This is a genomic window from Paenibacillus terricola, assembly GCF_014779765.1.
GTDB classification, from domain to species: domain Bacteria; phylum Bacillota; class Bacilli; order Paenibacillales; family Paenibacillaceae; genus Paenibacillus_T; species Paenibacillus_T terricola.
The window spans coordinates 328,696-344,843 of the sequence record NZ_JACXZA010000007.1; the positions used below are offsets into that span (position 1 = coordinate 328,696).

Genomic DNA, 16,148 nt, shown 5'->3' on the forward strand with positions numbered 1-16,148 from the left:
CGTATGTTTACCATTTTAGATCAGACGAACGACTTGAATGACATTGTCCCCTTGGACAACTTCGATTACATGCCGCTTCGGCACATAGACGACTGCACCGTCGCCAACACGAATGTCGGTCTGCTGCCCCAGCCCGTAGAACACGTCATCGGCCAACGCTTCCATGACCTCAGCTCGTTCCGGATCGCCAAGCTCCTCCCATTCTTCCCTCGTCATCTCAAAAAATGTATAGCTGTTCGGAATTGCACTTACCGCAGCTGTCAAATCCGATAATATGTCTGCATACTCGCGTGCATGTCTGACGCCCATGACTTCATCCCTTCCTTATCCAATCATCTAGATGGTGGTCATTCCATTTTACAACAAAATAACAGCCCTTTCATTCCCAACCAAGCTATGAGCGCAAAACAATTTTTAATCCCTTCATCATATCGCTATTCTACAGCGTCTGATTAGTTTCGAGCGGATTCCACAAAAAGGGACGGTCATCTATAACTTCTCCCCCCTGTCATGTCGATATAGATAGAAAAGAGATGCATCTTGCATCGCCGAATCTTTCTATTACTGGACGGGGTGTATTATGGAGAAATCAACTGGTATTGGTCTTGGACTCGGGCTTACTGCGCTCGTATTCGGTATGTTCCTAAAGGGAGCGCCGATTATCAATCTGGTCAATAACCCGGCGGCTTATGTTATCATTTTCGCCGGCACTGCGGCCTCGCTATTCGTCGGCTTCCCAATGTCTGAGATGAAGAAGTTCCCTACGCTGCTGAAGATCACATTCAAGACTCAGAACCTTCCTAGAATGGAGGAACTCATCCGTCTGTTCATGGAATGGGCAACGATTACGCGCCGCGAAGGCCTGCTCGCATTGGAAGCGAAAGTCGATGAAATCGACGATGCCTTCCTGCGCAACGGCATGCGAATGATCATTGACGGCAACGAACAAGAATTTGTCCGCGACGTTCTGCTTGAGGATATCTCCGCAACGGAGCAGCGCCATAAAGCTGGGGCTCAAATGTTCTCCCAAGCCGGCATGTACGCACCAACGCTCGGGGTACTCGGTGCCGTAGTTGGTCTCATCGCCGCCCTGTCGGACATGACGGATATGGAGAAGCTGTCGCATGCAATCTCCGCCGCGTTCATCGCAACGTTGCTCGGTATCTTCACCGGTTACGTAATGTGGCATCCAATCGCGAACAAGCTCAAGCGCCTGTCTCAGCGTGAGACAGAACTTCGTATGATGATGGTGGAAGGCTTGCTGTCGATTCAGAGCGGCGTGTCCACAATTGCAATTAACCAGAAGCTTTCGGTTTACCTGACGCCTACGGAACGTGCGAAGATGCAGGAGAAGGAGGAAGGCAGCGGTGAAAAAGCGTAAACACGGAAGTGATCACGAGGAGCATGCAGACGAATCCTGGCTGCTTCCTTATTCCGACCTCATGACGCTGCTGCTCGCGCTATTCATCGTTCTGTTCTCCATGAGCTCGATTGATGCGAAGCGATTCGATGAGCTGAGCCGAGCGTTCAATACGGCGCTTGACGGCGGCGTAGGTGTATTGGACGGCTTCAAGACGCTCGACCAATCCACGACACCGGGGCGGGATAATCAGGACCTTCAGAAAGATCAATCAAAGGATATTACACAAGCTTCCACGAAGAAGCAGAACGATGATCTGGAGAAGCTGCGCAAGAAAGAACAAGAGGATCTCGAGAAGCTGAAGAAGCAGCTCGACCAATATATTAAGGCGGCTGGACTTACGTCCCAGCTCGATACGAAGCTGAATCAGTCGCAGCTGCTCGTTACGATCAGCGACAACGCGCTATTCGCTTCTGGCAGTGCAAATCTAAAGCCAGAGTCCAAGAAACTGGGCCAGGCAATCTCGAAGATGCTCAAGCAGTATCCGGGCTATGAGATCATCGTAGCTGGCCACACGGACAACCAGCCAATCTCGAACAACGAATTCCGCAACAACTGGGAGCTCAGCTCGCAGCGCGCGCTCAACTTCATGGAGGTTCTGCTTACGAGCTCGTCGCTTGATCCAACGCTCATCAGCTCGACCGGCTACGGTGAATACCGTCCGGTTGATTCGAATAAGACGGATACCGGACGCTCCAAGAACCGCCGCGTAGAAGTATCGCTCATGCGCAAATATACGGATATCGACACGGTTACGAACAACACAGCAGCTACTGCTGATGCGTCGACCACGAAATAACCGTCACAACAAAACAAAGGCTGAACCACGAATCGCCCGTAGGCGATACACGGTTCAGCCTTTGTTCTTGTTAGTCAGCCGGATGGTAATCGAGCGTCTGGAACAGCTCGTCCAGCTCATCGCGTTGCAAATCGCGCCATCTGCCGATCGCAAGATCGCCCAGATGAATGTTCATGATCCGCTGCCTTCTCAGCCGTACCACGCGGTAACCGAACACTTCGCACATCCGGCGAATCTGACGATTCTTGCCTTCCGTCAGAATGATTTTGAACATCCGCTCCGCTATGCGCGTCACCTTGCACGGCAGCGTCATTGTGCCAAGGATGCGGACGCCCTCGCTCATTCCCTTCAGGAACATCGGCGTTACCGCCTTGTCTACTGTGACAATATACTCCTTCTCGTGGCGTCCCTCTGAACGAAGAATCCGATTGACGATATCACCATCGTTGGTCATCAGAATGAGACCTTCCGAGTCTTTGTCCAGCCGCCCGATCGGGAAGATCCGTTCCTTATGTCCGACGAAATCTACAATATTGCCCTTCACCTGCTGCTCCGTGGTGCTCGTGATGCCTACAGGCTTATTAAGCGCGATATACACATGACGCTTCGAAGCCCCAACCCGCTTGCCATTCACGCGAACATCGTCGCCTGGTTCTGCCTGGCTGCCAAGCAGAGCCTTCTCGCCGTTAATCGTGACTCGGCCCTCTTCGACGAGCTTGTCGGCCTCCCGACGCGAACAGAATCCCGTCTCGCTTATAAACTTATTAATTCTCACTTGTCTTCACCCCATCATGCCGCTATCCGTACTATCGTTCATGTTGCCGCCATTACTGTGCGATGGAGCGCCAAGCTCAGCCGTATCTGCCGAGTTGTACACGTACACGCCTTCTGCAGCGGCACGTGATCCAGCAACCAGCATCGCCGCAGCGACCCTATCGCCGCTAATTGGCCGATAACGCCTCAGCGCACCCAGCATGAGCGGACGCAGGGCGATTGCCGCCCAAGCGCCAACCCGCTCGCCAAGACGCACCTCCTGCCGTTTGCCGAGCAGCAGCGAGGGACGGAACAAGTGCAGCTCCGGCAGCTTCAACTCTGCCAGCTCCTCCTCGAGTTCTCCCTTCACCCTGCTGTAGAAAAACGGCGACGTCGTCGAAGCGCCCATCGCAGTTACAGCTACATACTTGCGTGCCTGCTGGGCTTTCGCCCATTCGCCCAACACAAGCGGATAATCGAGATCGACCTTGCGGAACGCTTCCTTCGTCTTCGCCTTCCGGATGGTCGTACCAAGCGCACAATAGACGACGTCTGCTTCCACATCGGACAACGCCTCGTACATCCGATCGAAATCGGCGACAATAACCCGCAGCTTGCCTGAGCTCGTTCCTGCTGCCGCAACGATTCGTCCGGATGCACCGTCCAGCGGCCGTCGTGCCAATACGGTTAAGCTGACGCAGCTCGGCTCCGCCAGCAATCTTCTAAGCAGCGCGCTGCCCACCAGGCCCGTAGCGCCGACCAGCAGCGCCCGATACTCCATTGCAGGAGCGGATCGCGATTGATTCCGTTCCACCACGTGCCGATCCCATCCTTCATATGCCGCATTCAATTATAACGATCTGTAACGTCTATTGTACCTGATTTCGGCTCGTCAATCGAGACTCGAGTCGGATGTACGGACACTCCTAGGAGATTTGCTGCATCGCTTCCATCGCCTCGTTCTCAGCTTGCATCTCAATGATGGAGTCCCCGCAAGGGAGCTTGATCGTTACGACAGTACCGACTTCAAGCCGGCTCTTGAACTCCAGCGTGCCGCGATGGCTCTGAATAATTCGCTGACTGACCATGATGCCAAGGCCTGTGCCAGACTCCTTCCCCGTAACGAAAGGATCGCCCAGCTTCCGAATCATCTCTTCTGGTATGCCGCAGCCCTCATCGGTAATCGTGTATATCGCTTCGCGATTGTCCCCCCTGCCACCTATAATGGAAATCGTTCCTCCCCGAGGCATGGATTCCATCGCATTTTTGAGCAAATTGATAAATACCTGTTTCAGCTGATTCTCCTCGCATGAGATATAGCATGGGTCTTCCGGACACTCATGCTTGAACACGATACCATGAAGATGCGCCTGACTATCCAGCAGCGACAGCACATCGCCCATAATATAGCGAATATCCTTAATTTCGAACTTCGTCGCCTGCGGTTTCGCGAGAATGAGGAACTCCCCGACTATGAGGTTAATCCGATCCAGCTCCGCCATCATCATCTCGACATGGTTGATGTTCAGCTTATTCGTCTGCCGCTGCAGCTGCAGGAAGCCCTTCAGCGTGGTCAGCGGGTTACGAATCTCATGCGCAACGCCTGCGGCAAGCTGGCCGACCGTCGTCAGCTTCTCCGACCGTCTGAGCAGCTCTTCCATTTTGTTACGACTCGTCATATCTCTTGTAATGCTCGCAATCGCACGGACGGTGCCTGCAGCATCGCGAATCGGCGAGGTTGTCACGCTGACGGCGAGCCGATCGCCATTCTTCGTCACGCGCGCAGACTCTATCGGCGGGAGCACCTTGCCAGCCAGTACAGCTTCCCTCGCCTTCTGCTCCTCCTGCTCCAGCTCGGCAGGAACTAGCCGTAAGTTATATCCGACTGCCTCCGATTCCTTATAGCCGAACATCTGGGTGAAGGCATGATTGACCGATAAGACGCGGCCGTTCAAATCAACGACATGAATCGCATCCGTTGTATGATTGATGAACGATTCCAGGTGATCTTTCATTGCACGGTTTTCTTCAAAAGCGAATTTGAGTTTATTCATATAAACGCTGATGTTCTTGGACATATTATTCATCTGAAGAGATAGCTGCCCGAACTCGTCTCGTCCTTGGACTGGAATTATATCATCGAACTGCGCATTCGACAGCTTCCCGATCTTCCAGACGATCTTGTCCAGCGGCCGGAACACGCGTCCCATCAGCAGGTACGCTATTAGTGTCATGAAGACGAGCATGATTGCCGAGAGAATGATCTGCTCGGTCATCTGCTTACGCACTAGCGTATCCACACTCTTCAGATCCAGTACCGTGCGCACAACCGTCGGTTCCGCGAAGTCGAGCTTTCTATAAAAAATCATGACATGCGTTCCATCACTTAGCCGAATGTCCTGCGACATCTCTGTCGACTGCACCGCCTGCTGGACTCGATCTAACTCATCATGTCCCCGGCTCAGCTTGAATGTTCCATAGATAAGCACAGGCTGCTTATCCACTATTCGGAACGCGCTCATCTCCATTACATCATCCACAACAAGACTGTGCGGCGTTCCCACCGAGGTTATGTAATTCTGTAAACTAGCTTCATCTGACAACCTTGCTGATACATCCTCCAGATAGAGAGAGGCTTCTTCCTTCAAGTTATTAGTAGACGTCACCCGAAGATGAACCAAATGTGCGGCAAGAAGGACGAATATGATACCGGCGATGATCAGCGTCAGTTTTTGCTTGACCGACACAGCACGACACATCCTTTATTTTCGGTTTTTCGCTCATTTTCGCTATTATTCTCTATATTTGCATCATACCATATTTTCCATCAAATGAAAGCGACTTGCCTAACAGCCCCTTTCGTTCACGAGCCATTCCGGTTATCCTCAGTTATTGTGTGTATAGATTGTGTAAAAAAGGGCCATTACTCACATCTTACGCACATTATCCACAAAGTTACCCACAAATATGAACAAGTTGTGGATGAATTAGTGGACAACTCAATGGATTCATCCCCAGTTATCCACATAACTATGCACACGGTGTTAACAACGAATGTTTGTTCGTGGCATAATTCGATTTTGTTCGACACTTACAGCTCGTCGAAATGTGTTTGGCTCGTCAGGGGAACTATTTTCGGGTTACAATATAGGCGAGGTGAATCAATAGTGGAAGTAATGGATCGTGAGCAGCGGTTTGAACGAGAAGAGGATCGGCGTTGGATGGCCGAAGCTATAGAAGAGGCCCGTAAAGCAGAAGCCATTGGCGAGGTGCCCATTGGTGCAGTTATTGTACGAAATGACGAGGTTATTGGACGCGGCTATAATTTGAGAGAAACCGGGCATGATGCAACCGCCCATGCAGAGATGATAGCTATACGGGAGGCAAGTCAGCGTATCGAGGCTTGGCGTCTGCTCGACTGTACGTTATACGTAACGCTCGAGCCTTGTCCGATGTGTGCAGGCGCGATTGTGCAATCGCGGGTGAAACGGGTTGTATATGGAACGCATGATCCGAAGGCAGGATGCGCAGGAACATTGATGAACCTGCTGCAAGAGCCCCGTTTCAATCACGAAACGGAGCTCACTAGCGGGATAATGCAAGAGGAGTGTGCTACTTTATTAACAGCATTCTTCAGACGACTTCGCAATAAACGCGGATAGCGACAGCCGCAGCTATCATACAGAGTTGCGCGGCGAGGCCGCGCATGATCTGCCCTTCATATGCATTTGCTGCAAAACAAGAATGATACGGTCAGCTTCTTCACTGACAGCAAGTACTTCCGGGTCCGTCAAATTCCCCCGCTCTTCAGCCATTGCATTAAGCTTCAGACGGAGCGCTTGAAGTTGGGTGAGCAGTTCATTCTTATTCATGACACACGCTCTAGGCTCGCTCCTATCGTTCCGACCACTCTGGTGTTAGTATCTAACTCATTATAACGAACGATATGAAGATCGTGTGTTGGAATCTGTCGAATATTTTGGGAAAAACCCTCATATTTTTCGACAAATGTATGAATGAATTAGTTCTTTTCACCCTTTCTGGTATTAACGCCCCCGAAAACGTCTCATCAACAAGACTCCCGCAACTAGTATGACAATTAGTGCAAGCACCACCCAGGTTCCTACCTGTGTGTAGTCAAATCTCCAGCCAAGTCCAGTCGATTTCCGCACCATAATGTTGGAGTCAATGAGTGGAACAAGTGCAATAAGAATAATCGGTCCGAACAGAACCAACCAAGCGGATGGTCTGGCAAAATTGATCGTCCAGCCGATCCCCGACCTTTTCTCGACGAATATAGCTGGGTCTTCCGGATTCCAGTACAAAGTTCCTAATTTCCAGTGCCGGTCCTGGTCGCGGCTGATCCGATCGAATTGGCTCCGTTCGCGGTTCATTCGGAACAACCACACCATCCATACGCCCGCCACGATCAGCGGCAGCATGCTGACGATCACCATACTGCCCTCCATCCTGCGTTCATACAAAGAGATCGCTTGAACCCAGCCCATCATCAGAATAAGCAGGAAGCTGAATACAAGAATGAAGAGCGACGTGCTGCGGCGATATTTGCGCTCGGCCTGTGCGGACTGCTCCGGTTTATTCGGGTCAAGCGAAGCACGGCTCCAACGAATCGTCCAATTCACGAACACCATAATAACAGTCATTATCAACTGAATGATGTTCAGAGAGAGGACGGAACCCCATGTTTTCTCGCTCCAATCCGTCACCGTTCCATCCCAATCGAAGTGCGTCGGAATGACATCCGGCAAGGAATCATACGACAGTACAGCGATAAAAGCGCATGCCGCAATAACGACTAGATGAGGGATAAACCAGACGATACCATAAGTGACTGGACTATTGTGAAAAGAAAGCTGCGCCGCAGCATAACGGTTGTTCATGCGTTTCTGCCAGCCCTCTTGCTCCTTCAGTGTCAGCATCCGACGATGGTACCAGACGAAGATCGCGAAGCCTACAAGCATCAGAAGCAGTGTTGCACCTACGCCAAGCAGCGACTGCTTATTTGTGCCCTCAACTACGCCTGTACTGCCGAGCAGCGCAACAATCAGAGCTGCAACAACGGCGGCGGCGGATATCATAAGCGCATAAGACTTACGCAGCGCACGAATCGCCGGATGATGACGTTCATCCGCCGGAACCGATACGCCGAATGGCGTCCGCAGCGATGCGTACGGCGTCGAGATGAGTGCCACCGCAACGAGCAGGAATGGTACAAGATTAATGATCCATTGTGTCATATTGTTCATTAGATAGGTCTCCCTTCACGCTTAGCTTTCAACTGCTCGAAGGAGGCGCGACAGATCGTCAGCCAATCCTCCAATGACATCCCGCGGCCCAGCGACTCTGCTGCCATCGGCCGCAGCGCCTCCGCTAACCGCTCCTTATACGCGTCGTCGGCAGGCGGCATGCCGCCGGATTGCACGACGGCCCCTTTTTGCCGATGAATCTGGATGAACCCGCTGTCCTTCAATATCGTATAGGCTTTGTTTACCGTGTGCAGATTAATCCCAAGATCTGCTGCGAGAGACCGCACCGAAGGCAACGCCTCTCCCGGCTGGAGCTCTCCCGTGGCGATCCCTTCCATGATCTGATTCGTAAGCTGTGTATAGATCGGTACGTCCGACTCCAGATCGATCCGAACAAACATAGGCGGACATCTCCTTACTGTATTGTTTATTGTATGTGTTATATATCTAATATAACAGTTGGGCATGAATAAGTAAATAGCTGTCAGCCTATCCCAACTAGTCAAATGCTATGAAGTTGCGCCGTACAGGCTGTCCATGGTAAAATATGAAGTACTGCGCGCCCGTAGCTCAGCAGGATAGAGCGACAGTTTCCTAAACTGCAGGTCGTACGTTCGAATCGTATCGGGCGCGCCATACTTTTACTATTAACCTTGCCTAGGCAAGGTTTTTTTGTTTTATTGGGCAAATGCCAAGTCGGACTTTAGCAGGACCGAGACTTGACCCTTTTTTATTCAGCATCTATTCAGCAGGCATTCAGGCTTGATGGTCTAACCTATTCTATACTTACTTGTGTATGTAAAGTATTGCCTATCATCCACAAAGTGAGGAGCATCACGATGAATATTTCCGGTGTATCAAGCAGCGGCACGAGTACAGCAAGTACGTCCAACTCTTCTTCATCCGAAGCAGCGGCTCTAGAAAAGCAGAAAACCGAGCTTCAACAAGAAATATCCAAGGAACGCCAAAGCAAGGACGATGAGAAAACGAAGAGCGAGAAAATTAAGCAGTTGGAACAACAAATGCAGCTGTTGGAGCAGCAAATTGCGCAAAAACGGGCAGTTGCCGCTAAGAATAACGCAGCCGGCAGCAGAACGAGCGAAAGCGAGAAGAATGAAGCACAGAAAGGGACAAGCTCCCTAGGCGGCCGCTTGAACGTCGGCCCCGTGGCGAACTCCGATAGAACGATCGATTATCGCGTATAGGGATGTGCCCGTTCGAATCGTATCGGGCGTGCCATATAATGAAGATTCAAGAACCGTACTATGGTGCGGTTCTTTTTGTTTCGGGGTATGTATACGCACAAAAATAAGAGTCCCGCTTATCCATGATAACCGGAACCCTTATTGTCGCGTATCGTAACTATTCAATTGTTCGCGCTCCATTTCTTCATAATGCCGTTATCCTCGCCCTTCTATTTGAATCTTAAAATTCATGTAGCAGATGGGTTAACGCATTCGTAGTTAGGTGGAATCTCATCCCTTCAAGCAATCTGTGATACCCTACCTTTGATAAATCGCTGTGCTTCATTGATACCCGCATGTTCGCTTAGCTTTATGCGTAACATGCTTCGCCTCACCTGGTCCAATGGACTATCCCCTTTCCGTCCGAGGTTTGATACTTCCATTGCTCACTTGTCTCACTTGCTTCCCTTTCTCCTTTGGTTTCTTTTGCTTAACTTTATGCGTAACACGCTTCGCTCACCTAGTACAATGGACTATCCCCTTTCTGTTTCGAGGTTTGATACTTCCATTGCTTCGCTTGTCTCTCTTGCTTCACTTGCTTCACTTGCTTCTTTGTTTCTGTTACTTCTGTTCCTATTATTGTTGCTCAATCTTGTTGATCGAAGCCTTTCTTGTAGGTTGTGTGGTTCGTGTTGCTGACTTAAGAATATACGATTCTATCATTTGTGTAAATATTCAGAATATTCTGTAGAACGTGATTTAGGCGCAAAATAGTCATGCTATCGCGGTTTTTCCACGTTTTTCGCAGTTTTTCATTCAAAGTCTATATCGCTCTCGTTTATCTTAATCCACATCTGGCTATACTTGATAGAGTTAGCCTAGATGAACCGATTAATCGCATTACAGGGAGAGATTGATGATGGATCATATTATATTAACAGGCCTAAGAACAATCTTAGCCTTTCTTATCATGATGGTGATTGCCCGCATACTGGGCAAATCGACAATCTCCCAAATGACCTATCATGATTTCGTAGCAGCAATTACGTTAGGCGCATTTACGGCTAATATTGCTTTTAATACAACGATTAGTCTGCGGCAGCTGCTAACGGCATTCCTTATGTTCGGCGGCATTGCCTTTTTGCTTATGATAGTAGCGCTGCGCAGCCGACCGCTTCGCAAATGGATCTCCGGTCAGCCTACGATTCTGATTCAGGATGGCAAGATAATGGAGAGTAACATGCGAAAGCTGAAAATTACGCTGGATACGCTTAATCAGGAGCTAAGGGAGAAATTCATTTTTAATATAGAGGAAGTCCATTATGCGGTGCTCGAACTGAACGGACGAGTCTCGGTGCTGAGAAAGCCAGAATATCTGCCTGTAACGCGTAAGGACATGAATATACCTGCCGGTCCCAGAACATCGTTCCCAATCGAGCTAATTATGGACGGTAAAACTATTGAGGACAATTTCCAGCAAAACGGCATTACGAAAGAATGGCTCGTATCGCAGGCAAAAGTAAGAGGGCTGGCGTTGGATTCGGTCAACTACGCCGTAATAAGCTCGAATGGGCATTTATTTTTCGATTCCTATGAGGATCGAATCCAACATCCGGTCGATCAAGAATAAAGAACCGCGAGCTTAGAGCTTCGCGGTTCTCCTCAAACCCTAACTACGAACTAATTCACTACACCCGCACGAATCCCGATGAACACCTCGCCGTCTTTCACTCGAACAGGATATGTCCGAACCTGGCCCTTATCCGGGGCCTGCACTTGGCCGTCCGTCAGACCGATCCTCCAATCGCAGATTGGATCGAACAGGATGTCGCCCGATACGATGCCTTCTACGATTGTACCGCCACGAGGTCCAGGGCTTCTATTCTCAAGCGCATATACGTTGCCTTCCGAAGTTCGGAATACGGCAATCTCTTGCCCTTCCAGCCGGGCGACTCGGCCTAACCGCTCTGTATACTGCTCCAGCGTTCCAACCGAGTAGTAATGGAAGTCTTTCTCGTCGACAGCACCGGCCGCGCTTTGGCTGTTCTCGAATAGACGCTCCCGCAGCTTCGAATTGTCGAGAATATCTTTCCACGGCTCTTTCACCTGACCCAGTGCAAGCTCCATCCGTTCGGCGAGCTGTTTGCGCTGCTCCACGTCCTCAACCACGTTCTGGATGACCGTCTTCATCCCAACTCGCTCGATCCAATCCGACGTCCGCTCCAGATACTTGCCCGTCTCGCGATAATACTGCATAAAGGCAGATACGATCTCGAGAAGCTCTTCGTCCGTCGTTACCTTGCACAGCAGCTCTGCAAGGCGCGCCTTGATGCCGCCATTACCTCCGACGTAGATCTCCCATGCGCCTTCGTTGCCGACGATGCCAATATCTTTGGTTGAGGACTCGGCGCAGTTGCGCGGGCAGCCATTGACGGCCATTTTGAATTTCGCTGGCATGTCGAGCCGTTCGAACTTCTTCTCCAGTAGAATGCCCATGCCCATCGAGTCCTTCGTCCCGAATCGGCAGAATTGCGAGCCGACGCATGTTTTCACGGTGCGTAATGCTTTGGCGTAAGCATACCCGGACGGCATACCAAGCTCTTCCCACACTTTCGGCAGGTCGTCCCGTTTGATCCCCAGCAGGTCAAGCCGTTGACCGCCGGTTACCTTGACGAGCTTAACGTTGTACTTAACCGCGACGTCCGCAATAAGGCGAAGATCCTCCGGTGTCGTTACGCCGCCATACATCCGTGGAACGACGCCAAACGTACCGTCCTTCTGAATATTAGCGTGCATCCGTTCGTTAACGAAACGTGCATCCCGCTCCTCCGCATGTTCGGTCGGCCATATCATGCCTAGATAATAATTGAGTGCAGGACGGCATTTCGAGCAGCCCTCTTCATTGCTCCAACCGAGTGCATATCGCACTTCTTTCGAAGTAATAAGGCCCTTCTCTTTAATGTTCCTTACAACCTCGTCCCTGCTCAGCGTCGTGCAGCCGCAGATGCCTTCCTTCTTCGCTGCAGCCGAATCATACTTGTCGCCGAGCACATATTGCAGGATTTGTTCAACGACCGGGCGGCAGCCACCGCAAGAACGCGACGCCCCTGTTGTGACTTTGATTTCCTCTACCGTCGTCAAACCATGCTCATTGATCGCATCAACGATGTGTTTCTTCGTTACCCCGTTACAGCCGCATACGATTTCTTCGTCTCGCAGCTCCGCTACCGAGTTGCCGGTCTCCGTTACAGTTGCGCCCATGAGCCTACCGTGGATATCCTCCGTCATGACGGTACCCGTGCGGATCCACTGCTGAAGACGCGTAGCCTCTTTGCCGTCACCGACCAGCACACCCCCGACGATTCGGCCTTCGCGAAGCAAAATCTTCTTATAGACCCTACGCCATTCGTCGTGCATCCGTACGACAGCAAGGTCTGCGGCATCCTGAAACTCACCAGCGGAGAAAACATCAACGCCCGAAATTTTCAGCTGCGTGGAAACGACAGTTCCTTCATACGGCTTGGTTTCCGCTCCGCATAGATATTTGGCCAGCACTGCTCCCTGCTCGAACAGCGGCGCGACTAAGCCGTAGCATATTCCGCGATGCTCGTTACATTCGCCAACTGCGAATACATCCGGTACCGAAGTACGCATGTAATCGTCTACGACGATTCCGCGTTTCACTTCAATCCCTGCCGCTTTAGCCAGCTGGACATTCGGCTGAATGCCTGCCGCCATAACGACGAATTCTGCATCAAGCTCCGTACCGTCGCTGAACTTCAGTCCCGATACGCGGTCCTTTCCGAGGAACTCTACCGTCTTTCTACCTGTTGCGAATTTCAAGCCTTGGCTTTCAAGCTCAACCTGCAGCATATGGGAAGCCGTATGATCCAATTGCCGTTCCATTAAATCCTCGAAGAGGTGAACCACGGTAACGTCCATGCCCAGCTTCAACAGACCTTTCGCTGCTTCAAGACCGAGCAGGCCACCACCGATGACGGCCGCTTTCTTATATTCATTCGCGGTGCGAAGCATAAGCTCGCAGTCGGCTATATCCCGGAAGCCAACGATACCTTCCTTGTCCACGCCTGGAACCGGCAGCATGAAAGGCTTTGAACCCGTCGCGATAATCAGTTTATCGTATGGAACTTCCATTCCGTTATCTGCAATAACCCTCTTGCCTACTGTATCAATAGCTGTGACCGTAGTGCCGGTGAATAATTCGATCCCGTTGTTACGATACCAATCCCAATCGTTAAGAATGATATCCTCCACTGCTTTACTCTTCTCAAGAACATAAGATAGTTGAATACGATTATAGTTCGGATAGGGCTCGCTGCCGAAAACAGTGATCTGAAAAGTATGGGGTGAGAGCTTCAACATATTTTCTACTGTGTTAATCCCTGCCATACCATTACCAATGACAACTAAACGCTCGCGTTCCTGTGCATTCATGCCTTTCCCCTCCTAAAGATCGTGCTTGTTCATCTCTCTGTTTCTATCATTCTAATTGTAAGCAACAACTGCAGCTGTGATATAAGTTACAGATTATTTAGAAATGCATGATCTCTTGCCCTAACATAACAAAGCAGACCAAACGCTACAACGATACTACAAGACGATAATAAGACATTTTCTGAAAATTGAATCATCCATCCAATAAGCAATAAGTCGCGAATCTTGCAAATCAAGTTAACAATCTTTCTAAACGTCTCTAACAGAAACGTCCTATTTTTCATATTCGTCCTCTCCCCGCACACTTCCTCTTAACAGATACTTAATGCAGGAAAAACTTCCAGATTACACTAGCAGGATACAGTGAGTTGGGACATCCCTCGACATCACGACCCACTGACTCTCATCTTGAAAGGAGCATTCGGATGAACGGCCTGGATGATACGTTGAACCTTCCTCGTGAAAAAGTAAGCCAGCGCATCGCTCTATTGCGTGGAACGGGTACCTTAAGCGGGTTAAAATGGCGCGAGAATCTGCTCGCCTACGTTTTCCTAGGCCCGTCGCTAATCTTGTTCGGGATCTTCTTCTTTTATCCCATGATCCAATCCGTCTATCTAAGCCTTCACTCCACCGACCTGACCGGTCGCGTAAATGGCTTCGTCGGACTTGATAACTTCATCTACCTCGTTAAGAACGACTTCTTCCTTCATGGACTGAAGATCACGTTATATTTCGCTCTGCTGACTGTGCCCACGAGCATCCTTGTTGCCTTGCTTCTGGCTGCCTTATCGAATGGTAAGCGCAAAGGCCTTACCCTCTTCCAATTTGCTTACTCGCTTCCTGTCGTACTTTCTGTCGGCTCATCGTCCGTTATCTGGATGTTCTTATTTCATCCCAGTCTCGGCATGTTCAACTATTTTCTTAGCTTGCTGCATATGTCGCCGATTAACTGGCTGGTCGATCCTAAGTGGGCGCTGCTCTCCGTATCGCTCATGACCGTGTGGATGAATCTCGGCTTTAACTACATCATTCTATCCAGCGGCCTTCGCGGCATCCCGGATGAAATCCGCGAGAGCGCAGCAATCGACGGCGCCGGCCCGCTTCGGCTGTTTGTCCGCATTCTGCTGCCGCTGTTATCGCCAACGCTGTTCTTCCTTGTGATCGTCTCTATCATCAGCTCGTTCCAAGCCTTCGGGCAGATCAACATTCTGACTCATGGCGGTCCGATGAACAGCACGAATGTGCTCGTCTTCTCGATCTATCAGGAAGCATTCGAGAACTTCCGCTTCGGAACAGGCAGCGCACAAGCACTGGTGCTGTTCATCATCATCATTATCCTTACGCTGGTGCAGTTCAAATGGGCGGAGAAGAAGGTGCATTATCAATGAGGCGTCAGATTACAGCGTCCGTTCACTATATCGTACTCGCCATCCTTGCGCTTGCGGTGATATACCCGGTGCTATACGCCTTCGCCACCTCGCTCATGTCGATGGGTGAAGCAAGCTCGTACCCGCCGCACGTCGTTCCACACCATTTGAACTTTCGCAACTTCGTAGATGTATTCGATCTCGTCCCTATCGCGGCTTTCATCAAGAACACGTTCCTCGTCTCCATCGTCGTTATGCTTGGTCAACTCGTGACCTCCAGCATGGCCGCTTATGCGTTCGCACGTATGAACTTCAAAGGCAAGAACCTGCTATTCGCCGCTTTTATGGCGACGATGATGATTCCGTGGGAAGTGACGATCATCCCGAACTACCTGACCATTCGTGGATGGGACTGGCTAGATTCGTATCAAGGCTTGATCGTCCCATTCTTAGCCGCCTCGTTCGGGACGTTCCTGTTACGTCAGTTTTTCCTGCAGCTTCCGATGGAATTGTTCGAAGCGGCGCGCATGGATGGCTGCGGACACGTCCGAATCTTTCTATCGCATGTTATTCCGCTGTCGCGGCCAGCACTAGGAACACTCGCCGTCTATTCTTTCCTTCATATGTGGAATTCCTACTTATGGCCGCTTCTCATCACGAATAGCGACCAAATGCGAACCGTACAGATTGGCATTGGCATGCTGCAGCACCAGGAGACGACGCAGTGGAACCTTGTGTTCTCAGGCATCGTACTTGTTATTCTGCCATCGCTGCTCATGCTGGCGCTTGGGCTTAAGCAATTGGTCCGCGGCATGACCGTTGGCGCTTTGAAGGGTTAGGACAACCTTCTTCGGCACGCGATCCGCTGCAATAAGCAGTTGATTGATAAATAAAATAATGGAT

Annotated in this window: 15 protein-coding genes and 1 tRNA gene; 8 read left to right on the forward strand and 8 right to left on the reverse strand. The window is 50.5% G+C overall.

Features of this window, described 5'->3' with window-relative positions:
- Positions 1-15: 15 nt before the first annotated feature.
- Positions 16-309 carry a hypothetical protein gene (locus H8B09_RS25380; RefSeq protein WP_191206379.1) on the reverse strand — a complete coding sequence of 98 codons (294 nt, stop codon included), beginning with the start codon at positions 307-309 and terminating at the stop codon, positions 16-18.
- A 271-nt stretch (positions 310-580) separates the two neighbouring features.
- On the opposite strand from H8B09_RS25380, the gene motA reads away from it, so the two are divergent.
- Positions 581-1,381 carry a flagellar motor stator protein MotA gene (motA, locus tag H8B09_RS25385; protein ID WP_191206380.1) on the forward strand — a complete coding sequence of 267 codons (801 nt, stop codon included), beginning with the start codon at positions 581-583 and terminating at the stop codon, positions 1,379-1,381.
- Positions 1,368-2,219, forward strand: coding sequence for a flagellar motor protein MotB (locus H8B09_RS25390; RefSeq protein ID WP_191206381.1), 852 nt, complete (start codon positions 1,368-1,370; stop codon positions 2,217-2,219). Before motA ends, H8B09_RS25390 begins: the two co-directional genes overlap by 14 nt.
- A 70-nt stretch (positions 2,220-2,289) precedes the next feature.
- Here the strand turns inward: H8B09_RS25390 and rluF are convergent, their stop codons facing one another.
- From rluF to H8B09_RS25405, 3 genes are all read right to left on the reverse strand, one after another.
- Positions 2,290-2,994, reverse strand: a complete 705-nt coding sequence (rluF, locus tag H8B09_RS25395; protein WP_191206382.1) for a 23S rRNA pseudouridine(2604) synthase RluF — start codon at positions 2,992-2,994, stop codon at positions 2,290-2,292.
- A gap of 6 nt (positions 2,995-3,000) precedes the next feature.
- Positions 3,001-3,789, reverse strand: coding sequence for an NAD-dependent epimerase/dehydratase family protein (locus tag H8B09_RS25400; protein WP_318152762.1), 789 nt, complete (start codon positions 3,787-3,789; stop codon positions 3,001-3,003).
- 109 nt (positions 3,790-3,898) lie between these two features.
- Complete coding sequence (locus tag H8B09_RS25405; RefSeq protein ID WP_191206383.1) at positions 3,899-5,719, reverse strand: PAS domain S-box protein; 1,821 nt, start codon at positions 5,717-5,719, stop codon at positions 3,899-3,901.
- 429 nt (positions 5,720-6,148) lie between these two features.
- On the opposite strand from H8B09_RS25405, the gene tadA reads away from it, so the two are divergent.
- A complete protein-coding gene (gene tadA / locus H8B09_RS25410; protein ID WP_191206438.1) occupies positions 6,149-6,634 on the forward strand; it encodes a tRNA adenosine(34) deaminase TadA in 486 nt (161 codons plus the stop codon).
- 15 nt (positions 6,635-6,649) lie between these two features.
- Here the strand turns inward: tadA and H8B09_RS25415 are convergent, their stop codons facing one another.
- The 3 genes from H8B09_RS25415 to H8B09_RS25425 form a co-directional block, all read right to left on the reverse strand.
- Positions 6,650-6,844 carry an aspartyl-phosphate phosphatase Spo0E family protein gene (locus H8B09_RS25415; RefSeq protein WP_191206384.1) on the reverse strand — a complete coding sequence of 65 codons (195 nt, stop codon included), beginning with the start codon at positions 6,842-6,844 and terminating at the stop codon, positions 6,650-6,652.
- 174 nt (positions 6,845-7,018) lie between these two features.
- Positions 7,019-8,239, reverse strand: coding sequence for a DUF1648 domain-containing protein (locus tag H8B09_RS25420; protein ID WP_191206385.1), 1,221 nt, complete (start codon positions 8,237-8,239; stop codon positions 7,019-7,021).
- Entirely contained in the window at positions 8,239-8,640 is a 402-nt protein-coding gene (locus H8B09_RS25425) for a GntR family transcriptional regulator (protein ID WP_191206386.1), read from the reverse strand. Before H8B09_RS25425 ends, H8B09_RS25420 begins: the two co-directional genes overlap by 1 nt.
- Before the next feature lie 158 nt (positions 8,641-8,798).
- Here H8B09_RS25425 and H8B09_RS25430 point away from each other — a divergent pair.
- The 3 genes from H8B09_RS25430 (at position 8,799) to H8B09_RS25440 (ending at position 11,053) form a co-directional block, all read left to right on the forward strand.
- Positions 8,799-8,875: transfer RNA gene (locus H8B09_RS25430), tRNA-Arg, on the forward strand.
- A 203-nt stretch (positions 8,876-9,078) separates the two neighbouring features.
- Positions 9,079-9,444 carry a FlxA-like family protein gene (locus H8B09_RS25435; RefSeq protein WP_191206387.1) on the forward strand — a complete coding sequence of 122 codons (366 nt, stop codon included), beginning with the start codon at positions 9,079-9,081 and terminating at the stop codon, positions 9,442-9,444.
- An 898-nt stretch (positions 9,445-10,342) separates the two neighbouring features.
- Positions 10,343-11,053, forward strand: a complete 711-nt coding sequence (locus tag H8B09_RS25440; RefSeq protein WP_191206388.1) for a DUF421 domain-containing protein — start codon at positions 10,343-10,345, stop codon at positions 11,051-11,053.
- A 50-nt stretch (positions 11,054-11,103) separates the two neighbouring features.
- On the opposite strand, the gene nirB is transcribed toward H8B09_RS25440, so the two are convergent.
- Positions 11,104-13,878 carry a nitrite reductase large subunit NirB gene (gene nirB, locus H8B09_RS25445; protein WP_191206389.1) on the reverse strand — a complete coding sequence of 925 codons (2,775 nt, stop codon included), beginning with the start codon at positions 13,876-13,878 and terminating at the stop codon, positions 11,104-11,106.
- A gap of 425 nt (positions 13,879-14,303) precedes the next feature.
- On the opposite strand from nirB, the gene H8B09_RS25450 reads away from it, so the two are divergent.
- Both H8B09_RS25450 and H8B09_RS25455 read left to right on the forward strand, forming a co-directional pair.
- Positions 14,304-15,266, forward strand: coding sequence for a carbohydrate ABC transporter permease (locus H8B09_RS25450; RefSeq protein WP_191206390.1), 963 nt, complete (start codon positions 14,304-14,306; stop codon positions 15,264-15,266).
- Positions 15,263-16,084, forward strand: a complete 822-nt coding sequence (locus tag H8B09_RS25455) for a carbohydrate ABC transporter permease (protein ID WP_191206391.1) — start codon at positions 15,263-15,265, stop codon at positions 16,082-16,084. The genes H8B09_RS25450 and H8B09_RS25455 overlap by 4 nt, the downstream gene beginning before the upstream one ends.
- Positions 16,085-16,148 lie beyond the last annotated feature (64 nt).

Coding starts and splice junctions, on each gene's coding strand:
- H8B09_RS25380 (WP_191206379.1), bottom strand. CDS start 309: ATGGGCGTCAGACATGCACGCGAGTATGCAGACATATTATCGGATTTG.
- H8B09_RS25415 (WP_191206384.1), bottom strand. CDS start 6,844: ATGAATAAGAATGAACTGCTCACCCAACTTCAAGCGCTCCGTCTGAAG.
- H8B09_RS25455 (WP_191206391.1), top strand. CDS start 15,263: ATGAGGCGTCAGATTACAGCGTCCGTTCACTATATCGTACTCGCCATC.
- H8B09_RS25425 (WP_191206386.1), bottom strand. CDS start 8,640: ATGTTTGTTCGGATCGATCTGGAGTCGGACGTACCGATCTATACACAG.
- motA (WP_191206380.1), top strand. CDS start 581: ATGGAGAAATCAACTGGTATTGGTCTTGGACTCGGGCTTACTGCGCTC.
- nirB (WP_191206389.1), bottom strand. CDS start 13,878: ATGAATGCACAGGAACGCGAGCGTTTAGTTGTCATTGGTAATGGTATG.
- H8B09_RS25435 (WP_191206387.1), top strand. CDS start 9,079: ATGAATATTTCCGGTGTATCAAGCAGCGGCACGAGTACAGCAAGTACG.
- H8B09_RS25450 (WP_191206390.1), top strand. CDS start 14,304: ATGAACGGCCTGGATGATACGTTGAACCTTCCTCGTGAAAAAGTAAGC.
- H8B09_RS25440 (WP_191206388.1), top strand. CDS start 10,343: ATGGATCATATTATATTAACAGGCCTAAGAACAATCTTAGCCTTTCTT.
- tadA (WP_191206438.1), top strand. CDS start 6,149: ATGGATCGTGAGCAGCGGTTTGAACGAGAAGAGGATCGGCGTTGGATG.
- H8B09_RS25420 (WP_191206385.1), bottom strand. CDS start 8,239: ATGAACAATATGACACAATGGATCATTAATCTTGTACCATTCCTGCTC.